The 21,019-nt window shown below is 69.7% G+C and carries 16 protein-coding genes and 2 pseudogenes; 4 read left to right on the forward strand and 14 right to left on the reverse strand.

Annotated features, from left to right (window positions below):
* Positions 1–3 precede the first annotated feature (3 nt).
* From ABD954_RS11620 to ABD954_RS11635, 4 genes and pseudogenes are all read right to left on the reverse strand, one after another.
* Positions 4–426, reverse strand: coding sequence for an ATP-binding protein (locus ABD954_RS11620; RefSeq protein WP_382745856.1), 423 nt, complete (start codon positions 424–426; stop codon positions 4–6).
* Positions 427–706: 280 nt separating this feature from the next.
* Positions 707–1,111 (reverse strand): annotated as a pseudogene (locus ABD954_RS11625) ((deoxy)nucleoside triphosphate pyrophosphohydrolase); the annotation flags it as partial.
* A 134-nt stretch (positions 1,112–1,245) separates the two neighbouring features.
* A complete protein-coding gene (locus ABD954_RS11630) occupies positions 1,246–1,428 on the reverse strand; it encodes an SPOR domain-containing protein (RefSeq protein WP_345485851.1) in 183 nt (60 codons plus the stop codon).
* 179 nt (positions 1,429–1,607) lie between these two features.
* A complete protein-coding gene (locus ABD954_RS11635; protein WP_345485852.1) occupies positions 1,608–2,360 on the reverse strand; it encodes a GntR family transcriptional regulator in 753 nt (250 codons plus the stop codon).
* Between the two features lie 230 nt (positions 2,361–2,590).
* Here ABD954_RS11635 and ABD954_RS11640 point away from each other — a divergent pair, with 230 nt between their 5' ends.
* Positions 2,591–3,958 carry a glycoside hydrolase family 18 protein gene (locus ABD954_RS11640; protein ID WP_345485853.1) on the forward strand — a complete coding sequence of 456 codons (1,368 nt, stop codon included), beginning with the start codon at positions 2,591–2,593 and terminating at the stop codon, positions 3,956–3,958.
* A gap of 57 nt (positions 3,959–4,015) precedes the next feature.
* On the opposite strand, the gene ABD954_RS11645 is transcribed toward ABD954_RS11640, so the two are convergent.
* Positions 4,016–5,302: a DUF4190 domain-containing protein gene (locus ABD954_RS11645; RefSeq protein WP_345485854.1), complete on the reverse strand. Its 1,287-nt coding sequence runs from the start codon at positions 5,300–5,302 to the stop codon at positions 4,016–4,018.
* Positions 5,303–5,400: 98 nt separating this feature from the next.
* Between ABD954_RS11645 and ABD954_RS11650 the strand changes: the two genes are divergently transcribed.
* Positions 5,401–6,603 (forward strand): serpin family protein, encoded by a 1,203-nt coding sequence (locus ABD954_RS11650; protein ID WP_345485856.1) that lies wholly within the window; start codon positions 5,401–5,403, stop codon positions 6,601–6,603.
* A gap of 160 nt (positions 6,604–6,763) precedes the next feature.
* Here ABD954_RS11650 and ABD954_RS11655 read toward each other — a convergent pair whose 3' ends face one another.
* The gene (locus tag ABD954_RS11655) at positions 6,764–8,338 is read right to left on the reverse strand and encodes a S8 family peptidase (RefSeq protein ID WP_345485858.1); all 1,575 of its coding nucleotides are present in this window, start codon (positions 8,336–8,338) and stop codon (positions 6,764–6,766) included.
* A 204-nt stretch (positions 8,339–8,542) separates the two neighbouring features.
* Here ABD954_RS11655 and ABD954_RS11660 point away from each other — a divergent pair, with 204 nt between their 5' ends.
* Positions 8,543–9,712, forward strand: a complete 1,170-nt coding sequence (locus tag ABD954_RS11660) for a pyridoxal-phosphate dependent enzyme (protein WP_345485860.1) — start codon at positions 8,543–8,545, stop codon at positions 9,710–9,712.
* A gap of 47 nt (positions 9,713–9,759) precedes the next feature.
* Here the strand turns inward: ABD954_RS11660 and ABD954_RS11665 are convergent, their stop codons facing one another.
* Both ABD954_RS11665 and ABD954_RS11670 read right to left on the reverse strand, forming a co-directional pair.
* Entirely contained in the window at positions 9,760–10,092 is a 333-nt protein-coding gene (locus ABD954_RS11665) for a hypothetical protein (protein WP_345485861.1), read from the reverse strand.
* Between the two features lie 32 nt (positions 10,093–10,124).
* Positions 10,125–10,868, reverse strand: a complete 744-nt coding sequence (locus ABD954_RS11670) for a DUF4232 domain-containing protein (protein WP_345485862.1) — start codon at positions 10,866–10,868, stop codon at positions 10,125–10,127.
* A gap of 166 nt (positions 10,869–11,034) precedes the next feature.
* Between ABD954_RS11670 and ABD954_RS11675 the strand changes: the two are divergent.
* Positions 11,035–11,163: pseudogene (locus tag ABD954_RS11675) on the forward strand (Uma2 family endonuclease); the annotation flags it as partial.
* A gap of 688 nt (positions 11,164–11,851) precedes the next feature.
* Here the strand turns inward: ABD954_RS11675 and ABD954_RS11680 are convergent.
* From ABD954_RS11680 to ABD954_RS11705, 6 genes are all read right to left on the reverse strand, one after another.
* The gene (locus tag ABD954_RS11680; RefSeq protein WP_345485863.1) at positions 11,852–13,045 is read right to left on the reverse strand and encodes a restriction endonuclease subunit S domain-containing protein; all 1,194 of its coding nucleotides are present in this window, start codon (positions 13,043–13,045) and stop codon (positions 11,852–11,854) included.
* Positions 13,026–14,432, reverse strand: coding sequence for an N-6 DNA methylase (locus tag ABD954_RS11685; RefSeq protein WP_345485864.1), 1,407 nt, complete (start codon positions 14,430–14,432; stop codon positions 13,026–13,028). The genes ABD954_RS11680 and ABD954_RS11685 overlap by 20 nt, the downstream gene beginning before the upstream one ends.
* Entirely contained in the window at positions 14,429–14,614 is a 186-nt protein-coding gene (locus tag ABD954_RS11690) for a hypothetical protein (RefSeq protein WP_345485865.1), read from the reverse strand. Before ABD954_RS11690 ends, ABD954_RS11685 begins: the two co-directional genes overlap by 4 nt.
* 225 nt (positions 14,615–14,839) lie before the next feature.
* Positions 14,840–18,157: a type I restriction endonuclease subunit R gene (locus tag ABD954_RS11695; protein WP_345485866.1), complete on the reverse strand. Its 3,318-nt coding sequence runs from the start codon at positions 18,155–18,157 to the stop codon at positions 14,840–14,842.
* Complete coding sequence (locus ABD954_RS11700) at positions 18,154–19,392, reverse strand: restriction endonuclease subunit S (RefSeq protein ID WP_345485867.1); 1,239 nt, start codon at positions 19,390–19,392, stop codon at positions 18,154–18,156. The genes ABD954_RS11695 and ABD954_RS11700 overlap by 4 nt, the downstream gene beginning before the upstream one ends.
* Positions 19,385–21,019, reverse strand: a complete 1,635-nt coding sequence (locus ABD954_RS11705; protein WP_345485868.1) for a class I SAM-dependent DNA methyltransferase — start codon at positions 21,017–21,019, stop codon at positions 19,385–19,387. The genes ABD954_RS11700 and ABD954_RS11705 overlap by 8 nt, the downstream gene beginning before the upstream one ends.

Genomic DNA, 21,019 nt, shown 5'->3' on the forward strand with positions numbered 1-21,019 from the left:
TCTTTACTCACCAGGCAAGGCCAGCTCGAACCACACGGTTTTCCCGGTCCGTCCCGCTCGGGTGCCCCAGCGGCGGGCGGAACCGGCCACGAGCTGGAGTCCGCGGCCCCCTTCGTCGTCGGGTCCGGCGGGGCGTTCGGTCGGTCCGTCCGGAAGCGGATCCGACACCTCCACGAGGAGGGCGGGGCCCTGACCGGGGCCGGGGCCGTCGGGCCCGCGGCGGAGCAGGCGGACGCCGATGGGCCCGGAGGCATAGCGCAGGGAGTTGGTGACCAGCTCGCTGACCAGCAGGACGGTCACGTCCCCGATCACCGCGTCGAGCTGCCAGGCCCTCAGGGTGTCCCGCACCGCGTGGCGGGCGGTGCGCACCGCGTCGGCCTCCGCGGGGAAGTGCCACTCGGCGCGGTCGCCTTCGGTGTCGATCACGGGGCCCACGTCCTATTTCGGGGGGTTAGTCAGGACATACCCGAAATTTGGAGTGGGATATCGCGCCGGGCGCGCCAGTCGGCGCGCGGTGGCACGAACGGCGTAGGGGTCAGCGGCGCACGCCGCCGGACGGCCCCGCGGTCGGGCTGGAGCGGGTCGGATCGGTTCCAGTGTCGGTCGGGGCGGTGGTCGCGGCGTCCGTCGGGCCGGTGGGCGCGGCGCCCGCCGAGGCGACGGGTGCGGCACCGGCCGGGCCGGTGAGCGCGGTGCCGGTGGAGGTGGCGGGCAGCAGGCGTGCGGCCTCGGCGACGGCGGGGCGGTCCTGGTCGAGCCAGTCGACGGAGTCCAGCTCGTGACGGTCCAGCCAGCGCAGCTCGTCGTGGTCCTCCAGCGGTCGCGGCTCGCCGGAGCGCAGCCGGGCGGCCCACACCCGCAGGACGTAACCGGGCTTCAGCGGCCACTCGCCGGGAAGGCGCTCACCGACCTCGGCCTCGATGCCGAGTTCCTCGCGCAACTCCCTGACCAGGGCCTCCTCGGGAGTCTCCCCCGACTCCAGCTTGCCGCCGGGCAGCTCCCAGCGTCCCGCGAGCTCGGCGGGCGCGCTGCGCCGCGCGGCGAGAAGCCGCCCGCGGTGACAGAGGGCCCCGGCGACGACCACGACAGGGCCGGTAGTGCGATCGGTCATACCCGGAGCCTAGGGGGTGGCGACGGCGCGGGCCCACGACCGGTCGGCGCGCGCCCGACGGCCCGCGGCGGACGCCCTGCGGCCGGCGGTCCCCGCCGGTGGTCGGGCGGGGGCCGCCGGCCGGTGACCCGGGGTCAGAGCGCGGGCTGACTGATGCGCTCCACCACATAGAGCTGCTCGTGCCGCCCACGGGCGTGGAGACTGTCGGCGATCTTCTGGGCTTCGTCCTCGGTCGCGTACCGGCCGACGCGGTAGCGGTTGCCGTTGTCGTCCTGCCGAATGACCAGCCAGGGAAGGACGGGACCGCTGTCGCTCATCGGACTTCTCCCTCCGCCGGGCCGACCGTTTCTAACGATCTCCTGGAAACCCCAATCCGCATATGCCCGACCTTACGCCTGACCTTTACACAGCGGATACGGGTTTTCACAAAGAGATACGTATCTGGCCAGTAACAAGCGGTGGACGGCCGGAGGCAGGGCCGCGGAACCGCCCGGCCTCAGCGGACCGGCAGGTGATAGGCGATCCTGTAGCGGTCGGCCGGGACGACCACGTCGGCGGTCTCGACCGCGCGGCCCGAGGCGTAATACGTCCGCTCGATGACCATCACCACATGGCCGGGGACGCCGCCGAGGGTGAGGAGCTCCTCCGCGAGGCCGGGACGGGCGCCGACCTCCTCGACCACGTTGTCCACCACCACGTCGATCGCCGCCATCCGCTCGACCACGCCGGAACCGCCCAGCGGGCCCTCCTCGGGCAGCATCACGGGGGTCCGGCCGGTGACCGACAGCGGCTCCCAGGAGGTGGAGAGCATCATCGCCTCGCCCGCGTCCCGGAAGACGTACCGGGTGCGCATGACCCGCTCGCCCGGCTCGATGCCCAGCCGGGCGGCGACCTCGGCGCTCGCCGGTTCCTGCTCGCTCGCCGACTCCCAGGTCCCGCGCGCCCCTTCGGCCGCCTGCTCCTGCCGGAAGGGATTGGCGCCCGCCGAGGGCCGATAACCGGAGCGGGCGATCCGGCGCGGCACGGGACGCTCGCGCACATAGGTCCCCGAGCCGGAGCGGCCCTCGACCAGCCCCTCGGCCATCAGGACCTTGCGCGCCTCCAGTGCGACGGTGTCCGAAACCCCGTACTCCTCGCGGATGCGCGCCTGCGAGGGGAGCCGGGTGTGCGGAGGAAGCGAGCCGTTAGCGATCTTCTCCCGGAGATCGCTCGCCACGCGCAGATAGGCCGGCTGCTCACCGAACGTCACTGGACACTCCCCTCAGCTTGACTGTCAGCTACAGCGTGACAACCGAGGGTGTACAGCCGCAAGCATGGGCCAAGGTTTCACCCGAAGTGATGATTTGCCTTTACGTGGACCCTTACCGCAGGTATAGCCACCGAACTGCCGTCGGAATCCTTGACGTTAATGGTCCAGACCAATACGTTCCTGTCGCACCGCTCTCCCTTCCGGCACGCACCCGCACAGGAACGAGCCCCATGCGTCGCAGAATCCTTTCCCGGCTGTCCGTCGCCACCGTCTCGCTCGGTCTCCTCGCCGGCCTCGCGCCCGCCGCACATGCGCAGGCCCATGCGCAGGCGCAGGCCCATGCGCACGAGGCCCCCGCGGTCACCGCCAAGCCCGCGTACAAGCGCGTCGGCTACTTCACCCAATGGGGCGTCTACGGGCGGAACTTCCAGGTCAAGGACCTGGACACCAGCGGCACCGCGGCCAAGCTGAGCCACGTCAACTACGCCTTCGGCAACGTCGGCGCGGACGGCCGGTGCTTCACCGGCAACGTCCCCGGCGAGGCCGACGCCTGGGCCGACTACGTCCGCCCGCTCGATGCCGCCGGCTCCGTCGACGGCGTCGCCGACACCCCGGACCAGCCGCTGGCCGGCAACTTCAACCAGCTGCGCGAACTCAAGGCCAAGCACCCCGGCCTCAAGGTGATGATCTCGCTCGGCGGCTGGAGCTGGTCCACCCACTTCTCGGACGCGGCCCGCACCCCCGCCTCGCGCAAGGCCCTGGTGGCCTCCTGCATCGACCTCTACATCAAGGGCAACCTTCCCGTCGACGGCGCCCGCGGCGGCGCCGGAGCCGCGGCGGGCCTCTTCGACGGCATCGACCTCGACTGGGAGTGGCCCGGCTCCGCGGGCGACACCGACACCGTCTTCCGCCCCGAGGACAAGCAGAACTTCACCGCGCTCGTACGGGAGTTCCGCACCCAGCTCGACGCCTACGCGCGGTCCCAGAAGCAGCGGACGCGCTATGAACTCACCGCCTTCGTCCCGACCGCGCCCGCGAAGATCGACGCCGGTTTCGAGGTCCGGAAGATCATGCGCGACCTCGACTTCGTGAACCTCCAGGGCTACGACTTCCACGGCAGCTGGGAGTCCACCACCGCCCAGCAGTCCGCGCTCTTCGCGCCCCGCGGCGACTTCAGCGTCGACCAGACGGTCAGGGACTGGCTGCGGCGCGGCGCACCGGCCCGCAAGCTGGTGGTCGGCATGCCGTTCTACGGCCAGGGCTGGACGGGCGTGACGGGCGGCGGCGACGGGCTCGGCCGGCCGGCCACCGGCCCCGCCCCGGCGACCTGGGCCAACGGCTACGAGGACTACAAGGCGCTGAAGAAGCTGGCGGACTCAGGCACGTACACCCTGCACCGGGACCGGAGGAACGGTCATGCCTGGCTGTTCGACGGCACGACCCTGTGGACGTACGACGACCCGTACGTGCTGCGCACCAAGTCCGCGTACGTACGGGCCATGGGTCTCGGCGGCGCCATGTTCTGGTCGCTCGACGGGGACACCCCGGACGGCGAGCTGATCACGGCGGTGGACGGCGTCCTCGGCGCCCGCCGCTGACCGTCCGGGGCGGGGCCTTGACCGGCCGCGTCCCCCGGGGCGGCGGCGGGTGAGGCGTCAGACCTTCCGGCCGCCGCCCTCGCCGCCCCCCTCGCTCTCGCCGCTGCCGCCACTCCCGCCCGTCCCACCGCCGCCGGTGGCACCGCCGCCGTCACTCCCCTCCTCCAGGGTGTCGGTCAGCCCGAGCGCCGAGCGCGACTGCTTCTCGGCGTCCGTGGTGAGCGCGTCGTAGGCGGCCTCGTAGACCTCCCAGAACGCGTCCGCGTCCTTCGCCGTCGCGAGCGCCCGCCACTTCCGCGCGGCCGTCTCCAGCTTCTCCGCCAGCTCGCCGACCGGCTTCGCGGAGCCGTCGGGCCAGGTGTGCCCGCGCAGGCCGTCGCCCGCCGTGGTGACGGCCCGGTGCACCTTCCGGGCCCATGCCTTGTTGCCCGCCAGGTCCGCGTCCGCGTCCTTGTCGGGCTCCTCGAAGAGGGCGTCGTCGATCGGGTTCATCTGCTTCAGGAAGTGCACCTGGTCGGCGTCGAGGGTGCTCTCGTCGCTGCGCAGGGACCGGGTGAAGGGTGCTCCCTCGGTGGCCAGCGTGCAGGTCACGGCCCGGTCGCCGAGCCGCCAGCTCTCCTTGCTGGGCAGGTAGTAGTAGGTCAGCGCGTCCTCCGGGACGGCCCAGGTGTCGAGCGCGTAGGCGCTGTTGACCTTCTGGCAGCGGTCCTCGGCGATGCGGTCGATGGCGTCCTCGCCCGGCCACCTGGTGAAGCCGGTGATCTTGAATCCCCCGCTGACCTCGCCCTCGTGGGGCGTGGTGCACGGCACCGTCTTCACATCCGTGGCGTACGTCTCCAGCTTGCCGTCCACGCGGAAGCAGTCGCCCTTGCGCAGCGAGAACGGCGACTGGTCCGCGGCGGCCTCGTCCATGCCCTTGTCGAACTCGCGCCACGCGTCGGCGAAGCTGCCGCTCGTGAAGCCCAGGGCCATCATCAGGCAGGCGAGGGACGAGAGCACGATGCCGGTGATGGCCATGCCCTTGCCCTTCTGCTGCTTCTTCCTGATCTGGGGCAGGGCTATCAGGCCGAAGACGAGGCCGAGGGGCGGCAGGCAGCAGACGATGCCGGAGACCAGGGACGCGACGGCCAGGCCGTTGGTGCTCTGCCGCGGCACCCCGTACGGGCCCGGCACGCCGGGCGCGCCGCCGGGTCCCCCCGGGCCGTAGGGCCCGTACGGGCCGGGAGGCGGCGAGGTGTACGGGCCGGGGGACGCGTACGGGCCGGGCACGGGCCCGCCCTGCCGCGGCGGCTGCGGGGGCTGCTGCGGGGCCGGGGAATCCTGAGGCGGCTGGAACGGGTCCACGAGTACGGTGCTCCTGTAGGGGCGCGCGGGGCGGGCGGGGCGATGCACGGAAGTCGAACGGGCGCGCGCATCGTACGTGGTCCGGGGACGGGGGCGGTATGCGGGGCTCGACGGTACGGGCGGTCAACCGCCTCACGGCACGGTGGGCGGGAGTCCTGCCGCCCGGGCAGGGCACGGTCCTGTCGGCGAGCGGTGTCTGGCCCCTGCTGGCGTTCCTCGCGGACGGCGCCGAGGGCTCGGCCCGGGCCGAGCTGGAGGAGGCGCTCGGGATGCGGGCGGGCTCGGCGGTGGGCGCGGCCCGCGAGCTGCTCGACGCACTGGCGCGGATTCCCGGTGCCGGCTCGGCCGTCGGCCTGTGGACGCGCCCGCGTGTGCGGCCGTACGACGCGTGGGCGGCGGGTCTGCCGGAGGCGACGCTGGGCCGGCTCGGCGAGGACGACGTGGAGAACCAGCGGCTTCTGGACGCCTGGGCGGCCCAGCGCACGGGCGGCCTGATCCCGGCGATGCCGGTGACGGTGAGGAAGGACACGGATCTGGTCCTGGCCACCGCGCAGGCGGTGCGGACGACGTGGCTGCGGCCGTTCCGGGAGGGTGGCGGGTTCCCGGACCACGGGCCCTGGGCCGGGCGGGAGATCGCCGCCCTGCACCGCACGACCGGGCTGCTCGACCGGGTCGGGGTGGCGACGACGGACGCGGGGCCGCTCACGGTGATGAAGGTGCTGGGCAGCACCGGCGTCGACGTCCACCTGCTGCTCGGGCCGGTGGACGCGGAGTGCGGCGCCGTCCTGAAGGCGGGGGTGGACGTCCTGTCCGGCGCCTGCCCCACCGTCACGGGTGACCTGCTGCCGCTGGGCGGGCCGGGCCCGGGACTCGACGTCCGCAACGTGCGCAGCACGTCCCGGGAGCCGTACCTGTCGGTGACGACGCCGCCGTTCTCGCTCACGGCCGAGCACGATCTCACCGCGCTGCACGGGCTGTTCGGCCTCACGACGGCGCGGGACACCACCCGCGGGCACTTCCCGGGCATCTGCGCCCGTCCGCCGCTGGCGGTGCGGCAGGCCCGGCAGGCGGCGATGGCGCGCTTCGGCGCGAGGGGGTTCGAGGCGGCCTCGGTGACGGCGATCGGCATGCCGGGTGCGGGGGTGCCGCGACTGCCGTTCGTGGTCCGGCGGATCGACCTGGACATCGACCGGCCCTTCGGCTTCCTGACCGTGCACCGCACCTCGCGGCTGGTCCTGGCGGCGGGCTGGGTGGCCGAGCCGGAGCCGTACCTCTTGGAAGAAGAGGAGTGGGAGGCGTGACGGAGGGCCTGGGGGCCGGAGGGCGCCGGAGGGCCGGAGGGCGCCGGAGGGCCGGAGGGCGCCGGAGGGCCGGAAGAGAGAAGTGACGACGGGGGCGGCCGCCGGATCGGCGACCGCCCCTGTCCTTCAGCGTTCTTCTTCCTGGGGCGTCAGACGTGCGTCAGAACTGCAGGCCCCAGGAGTCGATGCGGCCGGTGTCGTAGTTCGCGTTGTCCGTGACCCGGAGCTTCCACGTGCCGTTCGCGACCTCGGAGGAGGCGTTGACGGTGTACGTGGTGTTGATGTTGTCCGCGCTGCCGCCGGTGCCGAAGCCCTTCAGCGTGTACGCGGTGCCGTCCGGGGCGATGAGCTGGACCTGGAGGTCACCGATGTAGGTGTGGACGATGTTCACCGGCACCTGGAGGGCGGCGGGCGCGTTGCCCGTGACGCCGCTGACGGTGACGGGGGACTCGGCGGTCGCGTTGTCGTTGATCGCGTAGTCCGTGGTGTTCTCGAACTTCGGACCGGGCGGCGTGGTGGTGCCGCCGCCGACGTACAGCAGGCGGTTCGGGGAGCCGGTGCCGGGGCTGGTGACCACGTTCGGGGTCGCGGCGCTGGTCAGGGCCGTGGAGACGGCCGCCGGGGTGGCCGTCGGGTTGTCCGCCAGGTAGAGGGCGGCGGCGCCGGCCACGTGCGGGGTCGCCATGGACGTGCCGGAGATGGTGTTCGTGGCGGTGTCGTTGGTGTTCCAGGCCGACTTGATGGAGGAGCCCGGGGCGAAGATGTCCAGGACGCTGCCGTAGTTGGAGAAGCTGGAGCGGGCGTCCGAGCTGGTCGTGGAGCCGACCGTGATGGCCTCGCCGACGCGCGCCGGCGAGTAGTTGGACGCGTTGGAGCTGTCGTTGCCCGCGGCGACCGCGTAGGTGATGCCGGCGGCGATCGACCGGCGGACGGCGTCGTCGAGGACGGTGTCGACGCCTCCGCCGAGGCTCATGTTGGCGACGGCCGGCTTGACGGCGTTGCGCGTCACCCAGTCGATGCCCGCGACGACCTGCTCGGTCGTGCCGGAGCCGGAGTTGTCGAGGACCCGGACGCCGACGATCTTCGCCTTCTTGGCGACACCGTGCGCCGTGCCGGCGATGGTGCCGGCGACGTGCGTGCCGTGGCCGTGGCCGTCCTGCGCGGTGTTGTCGTTGTCGATCGCGTCGTAGCCGTTGGAGGCCCGGCCGCCGAAGTCGCTGTGGCTGATGCGGACGCCGGTGTCGATGACGTACGCCGTGACGCCCTGGCCCGCGCTGTCCGGGTAGGTGTAGCTCTGGTTGAGCGGGAGGGCCTTCTGGTCGATCCGGTCGAGACCCCAGGACGGCGGGGAGGGCTGGGTGCCGTCGATGGTGAAGACGCGGTTCTGGCTGACGGATTCGACGGCCGGGTCGGCGGCGAGCTTCTTGGCCTGGGCCTCGGAGAGCTCGACGGAGTAGCCGTTGAGGGCCGCGGTGTACGTCCGCTTGATCTTGGCGCCGAACTTCGTCGCGACCGCCCGGCCCTGCGCGGTCTCCGCCTGGGCGGCGGACTCGCGGAGGGTGACGATGTAGCTGTTGGGGACGGTCCCCTCCGCGCCGGCGTTCAGGATGACGCCTTCGGCGGTGGTCCCGGCGGCGGTGGCCGGAAGGGCGGAGAGGGAGCCGAGCGCCAGGGAAACGACGGCTATGGCGCCGGCTGCGGCGAGTCTGCGCCGCGAATCACGCATCACGGACATGTGAGGGGTCCTCCTCATTGGTGGTGCGCTGCTGTGGGGGTGGTCGAGCGGTCAAGCATTAGCAGGGACATGACAAGACGGCGTGGCTCCACACCGTTCGCCAAGTCCGGGTGCCGAGCGAAAGATTGACCGATCCATAGGAATCACACAAGGGTTCCGCCCGCCTCGTCACACTGCGGCCACACGACTGCGAAGCTGGCGATCATGAACGACTACGTGTGTCCGCGATGCCGTACGCGAGCCCCCGTCACGGCCCTCACCTGGTGTTGTCCCCGCTGCCGTGGCCCGTGGGACCTCGACCACGCCGGCGCGCCGGTGCCACTCGCGTCACTTGCGTCACGCGTGAATTCATTGTGGCGTTACACGGAAGCACTACCGCTCGCCACCTCTGGAGCCCCTGCCGTGCCGCCGGTGTCCCTGGGTGAGGGGCGCACGCCGCTGATCCCGCTCACCGACACGGTTTCGGCCAAACTCGATTTCCTCATGCCCACGTTGTCCTTCAAGGACCGGGGCGCCGTCATGCTCGCCGAGCTCGCGCGCCGCCTGGAGCCGCGCCGCGTGATCGCCGACAGCAGCGGCAACGCGGGCACGGCCGTCGCCGCGTACTGCGCCCGCGCCGGCCTCGACTGCGCCGTCCACGTACCGGAGGGCACCTCGCCGAAGAAGCTGGAGCAGATCCGCGCCCACGGCGCCCGTACGGTCGTCGTCCCGGGCGACCGGGAGGCCACGGCGCGGGCGGCGCGGGCGGCCGCCGACGAACCCGGCGTCTTCTACGCCTCGCACGTGTACAACCCGCACTTCCTGCACGGCACGAAGACCTACGTCTACGAGCTGTGGGAGGACCTCGGCGGCCGGCTGCCCGACACCCTCGTGCTGCCGGTCGGCAACGGAACGCTGCTGCTCGGCGCGGCCCTCGCCGTGGCGGAGCTGCACGGCCACGGGCTCGTCGACCACCGCCCCGCCCTCGTCGCCGTCCAGGCCGAGGCCGTCTCCCCGCTGGCCGCCGCCTTCCACGCCGGCAGGGACGACCTGCCGGGCCCGGCCCCGGCCCCCGCCTCTGCCCCGGCTCCGGCTCCGGCCGCCGCCCGCCCCACCCTCGCCGAGGGCATCGCGATCCCGAACCCGCCGCGCGCGGCGCAGATCCTGCGGGCCGTACGAGCCTGCGGCGGCACCTTCCTCACCGTGCCGGAGGACGACATCCGCGCCGCCCAGCTGGACCTGGCGCGGCGCGGCCTGTACGTGGAGCCGACGGCGGCCGCCTGCTGGGCGGCCGTACGGGCGACGCCGCCGCGCCCCGGCACGACGGTCCTGCCGCTGTGCGGGGCGGGGGCGAAAACGGGCCTGGGGGCCGCGACGGATCGGTCGGCGGGGTAGGCACCGGGCGCAGGCCGCCGGGGCATGGTCGCCCCGACCCCCGGGCTTCAGGCGGCCCGGCCGGCCGCTCCCTCCTCGTACCGGACATCCGGCACCCGCGTCCGCAGCCACGCCTCGCTCGCCCACCCCGCCATGACGAGCGTCACGACGACGGCGAGGGCGAGCAGCGCCGAGGAGCGCCGGCGGAGCAGGGCCCAGGCGCCGAGGGCGAGGGCGGGGATGCCGAGCAGCATCAGCGGCAGCTCGATCCACACCAGGCTGAAGTCCCGCCCCTCGCCCTCGAACCCACCGGTCAGAGCGGGAGTGGCGCCGATCCCCCACACCACGAGTGCGGTGGTGAACCCGCCGAGCACGGCGAGAAATCCGATTCCGTCCTTCATGGGGTGGGGGACGCGAAGGCCGCCCGGGCGGTTCAGAACTCGTCGGCGCCGTTGCGGAGTTCCGGCGTCCAGTAACCGGTCTTGGCGACCGACTCGTTGACGGCCAGGCCGCCGGCCGGGGCCTTGACGACGATGCTGCCCTCGGCGGGGGCGCCGCCGGCGAAGAGGTTCACGTTGAAGGAGGTGACGACCTTGTTGTCCTCGTGGACACCGCCGAGAACGATGCGCACATTGGCGTACGCGGGGGCTCCCGGCTGCAGGACGACGGGGGCGGCCGGCTTGCTCTTGGCGACGGCGGGGATGTCCTTGGCGGTCTGGATCTCGCCGAAGGCGATCAGCGGGTATCCGTCGAGGCGGCAGGCGCGGCCGGAGGTGTTGGTCGCGGTGAGGACGATGTGCTCGGTGGGCGTCTCGTCCACCTTGGCCGCGGTGACCTTCACGTCCTTGTAGGTGCAGGACGAGGTCCTGGCGGAGGACGAGGACGAGGACGTCGACCCGGCCGAGACCGCGACGGCGGCCTTGCCGCCGGTCGAGCCGCCCGCCGTCGAACCACCGGCGGCCGAGCCGCCGGTCGTGGCCGCGCCGGTGGTCGCACCGGCGGTGGTCGCAGCGGCGGTGGCCCCGCTCTTCTGTCCGCCCTCGGGCGTGACCTGAGTGACCGCGGCCCCCTCGTCGCGGCTACCGCCCTCGTCACCGCCACAGGCGGTCAGCCCCAGCGACAGGACGGCGGCGGCCGCGACGGCCAGGACGGTGTGCTTGCGGTGGTGGGTACGCATGGTGGTTCTCCCCCGGTTCAAGGTCGGACGGCCCCGCATTCGGTGCCAGGTACACCTTCCCGCCCGCCCTTGCCGTCCCGCTTGCGTACGGCTAACGCCCGGCTGCCGCCTTCCCCGGGCAGCCGCAGTCGCTGATGTCGCCTCGTGACCGCCGCTGCCCGACGGGATGCGCCCGCCCCGCGCGGAAGGCTGGTCCCCGAAGGATCCGGACCACCCGCCCGAGGCACCCCGCCCCACGGAACTGACCGACGGAGCGCTCGCCTTCCGTCCGTCCGCCCAGAGGCGGTGGCACGGAGTGCGGACGCGCCCGCCGACGATCACCTCCGGCACAGGAGAGTCCAGCACCCATCCAGCACGGTGACAGCGAAGCCTGCTCCCGTCGGGTCCCGTGCGAAGCGACTACACGTTGAAGCGGAACTCCACCACAAGGCCGTGACCTGCGGAAATGCAGGCGCATCCCAGCACCATCCCGGCACGGGATGCGCGACAAAGTACAAGAACACCGAAGATCGCCAACGCTACCCGGAAGCGCCCGCACACGCCTGAAGTCTGCGGAACTTCCACGAGCGCCACATCAGGCTCGTGCCACCGCGCCGAACCTCGCAGAGCAGCACAGCACTCGCTCTCACTCGCGGTCTCCCCGGACGTCAGCGGCCAGCTCCGACGCCTGGCCGCCGCCCAGAATGCACGTCCAGACCTCGAGGCCGGCGCGAGCATCCACAGATCCCGTATACCCCCGGTTTGGCGGGGCATAGTCAGAAGCTTCCGCGCTGTCGCAGGTCAGCCTGCGTAGCTCAGCGGGTGGAGCAGGCGCCTTCTAAGCGCTTGGCGGCAGGTTCGAGTCCTGCCGGTGGCGCCCAAACATGGCTGGTCAGGGCTCTCTCGGACCGTCAGCGGAGAAACGGTGCGCGCGGTACTGCGCCGTTCGTTCAGAGCGTTGGATTCCGTGCTCCAAAGAGGGGCAACGTGGATCAGCTCGGCATTCAGCTGGCCGAGGTGAGACGCGCCAGGCCCCCCTTCTCCAGCTCGTGCACCACCAGCTCCTCCATCACGTGTCGCTCCCTGGCGGAGGCGTAGGCGAGGTCGTGCAGGGCAGCAGCACGCCTGGCGAAGTCCCGCCTCACCGCATCGGTCGGCCAGGGGATCTTGTAACGGGAAAAGTCCTTGCGCCTCATCGCGCGGGCCTGCTCACCCTGCGTAACGGCCGTCAACTCCCGCCTCCGGTAACGCAGTGAGTGCAACAACCACATCCGATCGACCTCGGACTCCGTGTACATCGCGAGCGTCCGCCGACCTGGCACTACCGGGGTAGTAGTGAGCACGGTCCGCACCTCCCCGGGACGGGGCGCGATCAAGAGGCTGCCGGACGGGCATACAGCCTCCGCTTGCGCCACGGTGCGTGAAGTCACTGCACCCAGATGTACTGTCTTGCAGTTCAGTACTTCGCGGGGAGACACCCACGGCATAGCCGACTGCTCACTGTCCGGCAGAGACTGTGCCGCACCAGCCGTAACCTGACACACTTCGCCCACTGCACGCTCGGTAGCGGGACCTTGCCCGCACATCTGCAGCGCCTCCATGAAATGCGCATCCGCTAGTTCCGTCGCGCAAGACACAATCCGGGTGTTCAACGCATTCTTGCGCTCAGCAAGCGAAATCAGCGAAAGCAGCCTCTCCCGCACCGGCGCTGGAGGAACTGGCACGGGAAGTCGGTTGAGTGCCTGCAGAGGCAAGGTCATGTGCTCGGCGTTCGACGAGGACAGCGTGAGATAACTCTGGCTCTGCGGGGTCTTCAGCCACCATCGAAGCCACAGATCCCATTGTTGGGCGCGGCCCTCTGGTGTCCAGCGGACGACCGCGAGCGACCTGGCGACATTCCATCCTGCGTGCTCCTCCCCTGCAACTGCTGCCTCCCCCACACGCCCCACGAGCACGACAAGGAGGTCCCCAGACCTCAACGTGCTGCGTGGGTGGCGTCTGGCCACATCGGGAGGCACAAATGTGAACTCCTGGACGTGCACACCTCCCTCGACGATCTCTGTGGCGCGGATCATCGGGATTCCGCCGGATGCCTTCTGCTGTCGCGCAATTCCGTAGGTGGCGTACTCGACCCCAGGGAACTCACGCAACTCAACGACGGGCCACGGAGTGGGGACATCATCCGATTCTGTAGTCATGCCTGCTCTCCAGGGCATCACGGACTCGGTTCCTGGCTGCAGCGCTACGATCCAAGCACTCATACAGCTCGGCCTTCCGGTTCCGGTCTCCGTCACTTGAATGCAACTGCGCGGTGCCCCCGTTCCGTACGTAGCGTGCGGGAGTCAGATCGAAGCCCGCCTCAGCGATTTCCTCGTACCTCGCCGCACGGCACCATGGGACGGATTCAGGGTCCCCCTCGCCCTCACGGCGTCGAAGTCCCTGCCATTCACCGAAGATCTGCAGCAGGCGTTCGACCGAGTCCTTTGCGAAGTGGCGCCGCTGCCCCTCCTTCGCTGTTGGCAGCTTCCCTGCATCCGCGAACAAGACCTGATCGGAGTGCGGCCGCTCCCCTTTGGCCAGCAGCCACAGCGCCGTGCTCGCGCTGGTGTGCGGAAAGAGCCACGTCGGCAAGGCCACGACGCCCACGACCAGACCGTTCTCCAGCAGCCCACGGCGGATCAGTCCGTCGGTGCTGTTGCTGCTGTGCGCCGCGCCGGAAGACAGCAGAACGACGGCCCGTCCTTGTGGCGCGAGATCGGCAAGGATGTGCTGGACCCAGGCGAAGTTCGCGTTACCCGGACGTGGCACCCCCAGGGTCCACCGCCAGTCGTCCTTCAGTTCACCGTGCCCCCAGTCCCGCTGGTTCACAGGAGGGTTGGCGACGATCACGTCGGCCGGGATCGGTGAAGTGCCCGCCCTGAGGGTGTCAGCTCCTTCCTTGCCGAGGTCGGCATGGAATCCGTGCAGGGCGAGGTTGACGGCTGCGGCATAACGAGCCGTCCGGTTGATATCCGCACCGGACAAGCGCACTTCACCCCCCTGTGCCCGAGCCCGGTGTGCGGCGGCGCGCAGCAGTCGCCCGCTGCCGCACACCGGGTCCCGAACAATCTCGCCTCCTCGGGGAGCGGCCAGCCCCGCGAAGAGGTACGCCAGGTCGTTTGACGTGAAGTAGTCATCGCCACGCGCATAGCGTGTCGAGTACGTGTCGAGGAGCACGTCAAGGAGCCTCGGGTCCTGATCCAGATGCCGCACCTCCGCGATCAGCTCACGGAGGGCCGGGTCGATGAGCTCGAAGGGACGGCTCACACCTTCGTCGCGATACGCAGGAAGACTGTGGGCGCGAGCAACGGGCGTACGCGGCCACACTGCGCCGAGCCTGGCCCCCGCTGACTCCGAACCCGGCCCCGACAACCGGTCCACCTCCGCCAGTGATCCATGGCGGGACCAGCAGTGAAGGTAGACCACTTGAAAGGCAAGCCGGTACGTCGTCGCGGCATCGGCGGCGCTGCGTAGCTTCTCGACGGCCCGCAGCACTCGCCGGTACTTCAGCCGCCCCTCTTCGTTCGCCCATTCCTCCTGGGTCACGACGGCCTCAGCCAGGAGACGACCGCCAGCCCGATGAGAACAGTGGCACCGCAGGCGGCACCACCGTTCTGGATGGCCGTGACGACCTCTCCCGCGCCCATGAACTCGAGGATGCCGGCCACGAGCCCCACCACCACGGACGCCAGGACGACCACCACCAACAGCAGCGCTCGCTGCGACATGCCACAACTCCCTCGGTCCCACCAGCAGTTAGCAGTTCTGCGGTTCGTTCCGCGGACTTGAAAGTAGTGGCCTGACGCACCTCACGTCTCGCAGCACGGGAATTTGCTTTTCTCGTAAGGCGGTCGGGCGCAGCCCCTGCCGACCCCGCGAAGGACATCCGGTCGGGCAGACGACCGCCCCGGCAAACAGACGCTTGCCGGGGCCAGAAGCGAGATGAGCGAGGGCTATGCGTCGGCGGCCGAGCCGTCCTGGGACCACTTGTCGGCGAAGTGTTCCATCTGGCGGATCACCAGGTCGATCGCTTCCTTGGACTGCTCGGGCGGGTAGCCGTGGCGGGCCAGGAGGCGCCTGATGGTGGCGCGGAGCCTGGCCCGGACCGGTTCGCGGGCGATCCAGTCCTTCTTGAGGTTCTTGCGGACCTGGACCACGAGGTCCCGGGCAATACTGGAAAGGATCTCGTCGCCCATGAGGTCGCGGGCGCTGCCGAGGTCGGCGACCGCGTCGTAGAAGGCGAGTTCGTCGTCGCCCAGCGGCGGGGTGAACTTCTCGCCTCGCCGGGCGTCCTCCGCGACCGTCTTGGCCAGTTCCACCAACTGGGCGATGATCTCGGCACTGGTGAGCTGCTGGCGCATGTAGCGGGTCATCAGGTCCTGAAGGCGCTCTGAGAAAGCGGTCTGGCGGACGATGTTGTGCCGGGTCTGCTCACGCATCTTCCGCTCGACGAGGCGGCGCAGGGCTTCGGCGGCCAGGTGTGGGGTTTCGCTGTTCTGCAGGCGGCCGACGAGGGCGTCGTTGAGGTGCGTGAGGTCGGCCTTGTCCAGTCCTGCCTCGGAGAAAAGGTCGGTGACGCCGCCGGTCTCCACGACGGCGGAGGTGAGCTGGGAGAGGTAGAGGGCGACGTCGCGGGCGACGGGCAGGCCCTGGGCCTCGCGGTCCATGGCGTCGAGCTTCGCCATGTACGTACGGACCTCGACGAGGAACTGGATGTCGCGCTTCCAGTAAGGCTGGTCGGTGAACCGGGAGCCGATGTCGGCGGAGGACCCGGCCAGGGCGAAGAAGCGTTCCAGGCGGTAGCCGTGTTCGCGGAAGCGGCGGCTGAGTGTCTGGTTCGGGTCGTCGAGCTGGTCGGGGTTGTTGCCCGGGGTGGCGGGGCTGCGAAGGTACTCGGCCGTGGTGTAGGCCGCCTTGACGAAGGCCTTCGCGTCGGGGCGGGAGAGGCGTTCGCGCCAGTTCCAGCCGAGGAGCATCTGGTCGAGGATGTCGTACTCGTTGCGGAGTTCGTCCAGGGCGCGGTCGATCTCCTGGCCGAGGGTCCGGTCGGCCTGGTCGTCGGCGGAGTACTCGGCGATGGCCTTCTGGAGGTTCTCGGTGAGGGGGGCGTAGCCGACGAGCAGGCCGTCTTCCTTCTTGCGGAAGCGGCGGTTGATGCGGGCCAGGGCCTGCATCAGGCCGGCGCCGCGCAGCGGCCGGTCCAGGTACATGGTGTGGATGGGCGGCGCGTCGAAGCCGGTCAGGAGCATGTTGTTGACGATGAGGAGCTGGAGTTCGTCCTCGGGGTCCTTGGCACGGTTGATGACGGCCTTGCGCTGGGAGTCGCGCAGGGCGTGGGCGCGCAGTTCCTCGGAGTCCTTGCGGGAGTCCGAGGAGTAGACGATCTTCATGGCGCCGGTGGTGGGGTCGTCCGTGTGCCAGTCGGGACGCAGTTCCTTCAGGGCGTCGTAGACGCGGACGCAGATCTCGCGGGTGGCGCAGACGAGCATCGCCTTGCCGGGGGCGCCGCCGGGTGCGTCGTCGGCGTCCGCGACGAACGGCAGCATCGCCGCACGGCGTGCTTCCCAGTGTTCGACCAGGTCCTGGGTCAGGTCGCGTATCCGGGCGGGGGCGCCGTACATCGCGTTCATGGTGGCGACGGCCTGCTCGACGCGGGCGCGCTCGGTGTCGTCCAGACCATCGGTGATGCGGTCAGCCTCGGTGTCGATGGTGGTGGGGTCGACGTCGTGGTCGAGGACGAGCTGGACGACACGGCTCTCGTGGTAGACCTTCACGGTCGCGCCGTCGTCGGCGGCCCGCTTGAGGTCGTAGGTGTCGATGTAGTCGCCGAAGACTTCGCGGGTGTTGCGGTCGGCCTCGGAGATCGGGGTGCCGGTGAAGGCGAGGAGCGTGGCGTGCGGGAGCGCGTCGCGCAGGTGGCGAGCGTAGCCGTCGAGGTGGTCGTAGTGACTGCGGTGGGCCTCGTCGACCACGACGACGATGTTCCGCCGCTCGGAGAGAAGCGGGTGGTCGGTCCCAGACTCCTTCTCCTGCTTGGTACGGCCGAACTTCTGCAGGGTGGTGAAGAGGATGCCGCCGGTGCGCTTGGCGGCGAGCTCTTCGCGGAGGGCGGTGCGGTTGAGGAACTGGTGGGGCTGTTCCGGGAGGACCTCGCTCTCCTTGAACGTGTCGAAGAGCTGGTCGTCGAGGTCGGTGCGGTCGGTGACGACCACCACGGTGGGGTTGTGCAGGGCGGGGTCGCGCATGACGAGGTTGGTGGTCAGCACCATCTCCTCGGACTTGCCCGAGCCCTGGGTATGCCAGACCACGCCGGCCTTGCCGTCGGTCGCGGCGGCGCGGCGCGCGGCGTCGGCGGCGCGGGTGACCGCGAAGTACTGGTGCGGCTTCGCGATCCGCTTCATGCGCTTGGCCGGCACGAAGTTGATGAAGGACCGGACCAGGGCGAGGAAGCGCGGCTGGGTGAACAGGCCGTGCAGGGCGAGGTCCTGGCCGGTCGGGATGTCGACGTCGGCGTGGACGGCGGCAGCGTCCACGGTGTCCACGCGGGCGCCGAACTCGTCGGTGTTCCACGGGGCGAAGTGCTCGTACGGGGTGAAGGGCGTGCCGTACTTCGCGGTGATCCCGTCGGAGAGCAGCACGACCGCGTTGTAGCGGAAGGCGGTCGGGAACTCCTCGATGTAGTGCCGGATCTGGGTGTGCGCGGCGGCCAGGGTGGCGTTCGGGTCACCGGCCCGCTTGAGCTCGATGACGGCGAGCGGGAGGCCGTTGACGTACAGGACGAGGTCGAAGCGGCGGTTGCGCTCACCGTTGATCACGGTCACCTGACGGACGGCGCGGTACTTGTTCGCGTCCGCGTTCTCCAGGTCGACGATCCGGACGGTCGGCGTGTGCTCGGCGCCGAGCGCGTCGGTGTACGTGACGGAGTGGATGCCGTCGGTCAGGTAGCCGTGCGCGGTCCGGTTCTCCTCGTACGTGTCCTGCGAGGCCGGGGTCGCGGCGGTCGCAAGGGCCTCACGGACGGCCTCCGGGGGGAGGGCGGGGTTGAGCCTCTCGATGGCCTCGCGGAGATCGGAGTAAAGGATCAGGTCGTCCCAGGAACGGCGGTGGCCGGAGCCAGGGGCGAGCTCATTGCCCTCGGCCTTCGGCCAGTCGAGTTCCAGGAGCTCTTCGAGGGCGAGGAACTCCCAGTCGATTTCGAGGGGGCGGAAGTTATCGGGGGTAGGGGTGTCGGGGGTGTCGCTGCTGCTGTTGTCGTTCCCGTTCGTAGTCATACGTGGTCCTCGACAATCTTCTCGGCGTCCTTGACGCGGAGGCGGCCGGACATGAGTTGGGGGAGGAGGGTGTCGCGGAGGGTGGCGAGGGTCTTCGACTCACGGCGAGCCGCGAGAATCGACTGGGCCAGGGAACGAATCTGGCCGCCGACCTCGCCGAACTGCCGGGGGTCGACCACCTCCGTCTCCATTACCTCTGCTGGACGCACACGCTGGTGACTCTTGGACGTTCCGGTGACCTTCGCCGCCAGCTCCTCAAGGAACTTCCGCTGCGCCACTACCGACCAGAGTTCATGCGTGGAGATGCCAAGTCCAGGCACAAGAACCAGGAACTCCGTTGACGCCAGAGAGGGAACCGACCCATCTGGCACCACATCCCAAGCCCTTGGAATCTCAGGGTTCAGCTTGGACAGAAGGACCGCAGGGGAATCGATCACAAACTTCCCGCTCTTAATCGAGAGCGGAGAACAACGATCAGGAGCCTTCCCGGAATCGAAGGCCGGCAGGCTGTAGTGATCGACGAGATCGTCGGACATCTCCTGAGGGACCTGCTGAACCTTACTGAGGTCGGCGATCTCGCCCAGCCGAATCCGTTTTTCCCATCGCTCATCGAGAGCCAGAGCCAAGGCCAGTTCGTCCGCCGTGACCGCGATGCGCTCATTGACGGCGATCTTTTCGTCCAGCGCCCCGAGCGTTTCAGCGATAGCCGCCTGCTCCACGAGTCGCGGGAGCAGAGTGGGGAGCTTACGAATCGTGGAGACATTGAGCCTCGCAGCTACTGACCCGTCCTTGCTTCCATGCACATGCGATGCCATAAACGGAGAATTGAGCCAGTACCGCAGATATCGATAGTTGACGACGGATGCATCCGGACGGATCAGCACCATCCTCTGCCCGAGGCAGACTTCTTCGTCTTCCGGCACCTCCGCAGCGATACCAAAGTATGTACCTTCGCGGCTATAAAGAAGATCACCTTGCGTGGGCACGGCACGCTTGATTCGCTCAAGGTACGTCTCGCGACTTACCCTGGCCGCCCCAGCCTTTCGGAAAGTGCCAGAAATGATGTCCTGCGTCCTCACCACGTACGGGCCGTCATCAGTCAGCTTCGGAGTTGAGTGCGGGCAGTCATAAATGCCCAAAGTCACCTCACCCAGAGGGCTCCAGTTCCACTCGCCAGGAAGGACTGCCGCCCCCAGGGAAAGGCTTGGGGCGGAAACTTCCATCATTTCAGTCATCAATCTTCCCCAGCTGCTCACGCACCGTCTTCGCCAGCTGATCCGACTTGTCGAACAGCTCGTACAGCTCCGTCGTCAGCCGCGAGATCTTCTCCGCGACCGCTTCAGCGTCCTCTTCCTCCGCCTCGACCGCTCCGACGTACCGCCCCGGTGTCAGCACGTACCCGTGCTCCTGGACCGTCTTCAGGTCCGCGCTAGCGCAGAACCCCGGCACATCCGCGTACGTCTCTCCCGCGTCCTTCGCGCTCGTCGTCCCGCGCCACGCGTGGTAGGTCCCCGCGATCTTCGCGAGGTCGGCGTCCGTCAGGACACGCTCGGTGCGGTCGACCATCTCGCCCATGTCCCGGGCGTCGATGAACAGGATCTCGCCCCGGCGATCCGCAGCCGCGGCCTTCTGCCCCTTCACACCCCCCGGCGACTTGTCCTTCGCCAGGAACCAGAGACACGCCGGAATCGCCGTCGTCCGGAACAGCTGCGCCGGCAGCGCGACCATGCACGCCACCATGTCGCCGTCCACCAGCGCTTGCCGGATCTCGCCCTCGCCGCTCTGCTGGCTGCTCATCGAGCCGTTGGCAAGGACGACGCCGGCCGTTCCCCGCTCCCCCAGCTTGCTGATCATGTGCTGGAGCCAGGCGTAGTTGGCGTTACCCCTCGGCGGGACGCCGTACTTCCATCGCGGGTCCGACTCGTTGCGCGCCCAGTCCTTGATGTTGAAGGGCGGGTTGGCCATGACGTAGTCGGCCTTGAGGTCCGGGTGTTTGTCGTCGGCGAAGGTGTCGCCCCAGCGGGCGGCGAGGTTGCCGTCGATGCCGTGGATGGCGAGGTTCATCTTGGCAAGGCGCCAGGTGCGTTCGTTGAGTTCCTGGCCGAAGACGGAGATGTCTGCCTTGTGGCTGCGGCCGCGGTGGGCCTCGATGAACTTGGCGGCCTGGACGAACATGCCGCCTGAGCCGCAGGCCGGGTCGTACACGCGGCCCTCGTACGGTTCCAGGACCTCCACAAGAAGGCGGACGACGCTGCTCGGGGTGTAGAACTCGCCGCCCCGCTTGCCTTCCGCGCGGGCGAAGTTGCCGAGGAAGTACTCGTAGACCTCGCCGAGGACGTCCTGGGCGGGCTTGTCGTCGCTGCCACCGAAACGGGCGTCGGTGATGAGGTCGACGAGTTCGGCCAGGCGCTTCTTGTCGACGTTGTCCTTGTTGAAGATCTTAGGGAGGACGCCGGTCAGCGACGGGTTGGCCTTCATGATGGCGTCCATCGCCTGGTCGAGGACCTCGCCGACGGTGCCGCTCTTGGCGTTGGCGGAGATCGACGACCAGCGGGCGCTCTCAGGGACCCAGAAGACGTGGTGCCCGGTGTACTCGTCCTGGTCCTCCAGGAACTCCTCCAGCCGGTCTTCGGCGATGCCTTCCTCCGCCAGTTCCTTGGCGAGCTGTTCGCGGCGCTCTTCGAAGGCATCGGAGACGTACTTGAGGAAGATCAGGCCGAGGACGAACTCCTTGTACTGGTTGGCGTCCATGGAGCCGCGCAGCTTGTCGGCGGCCTTCCAGAGGATGGCCTGGATCTCCTTGGGCGTGGAGGCGGTGAACAGCTCCGCCTGGTCGGCGGGCTTCTTCTTCCGGGGAGGCAT

Source organism: Streptomyces roseoviridis, from assembly GCF_039535235.1.
GTDB classification, from domain to species: domain Bacteria; phylum Actinomycetota; class Actinomycetes; order Streptomycetales; family Streptomycetaceae; genus Streptomyces; species Streptomyces roseoviridis.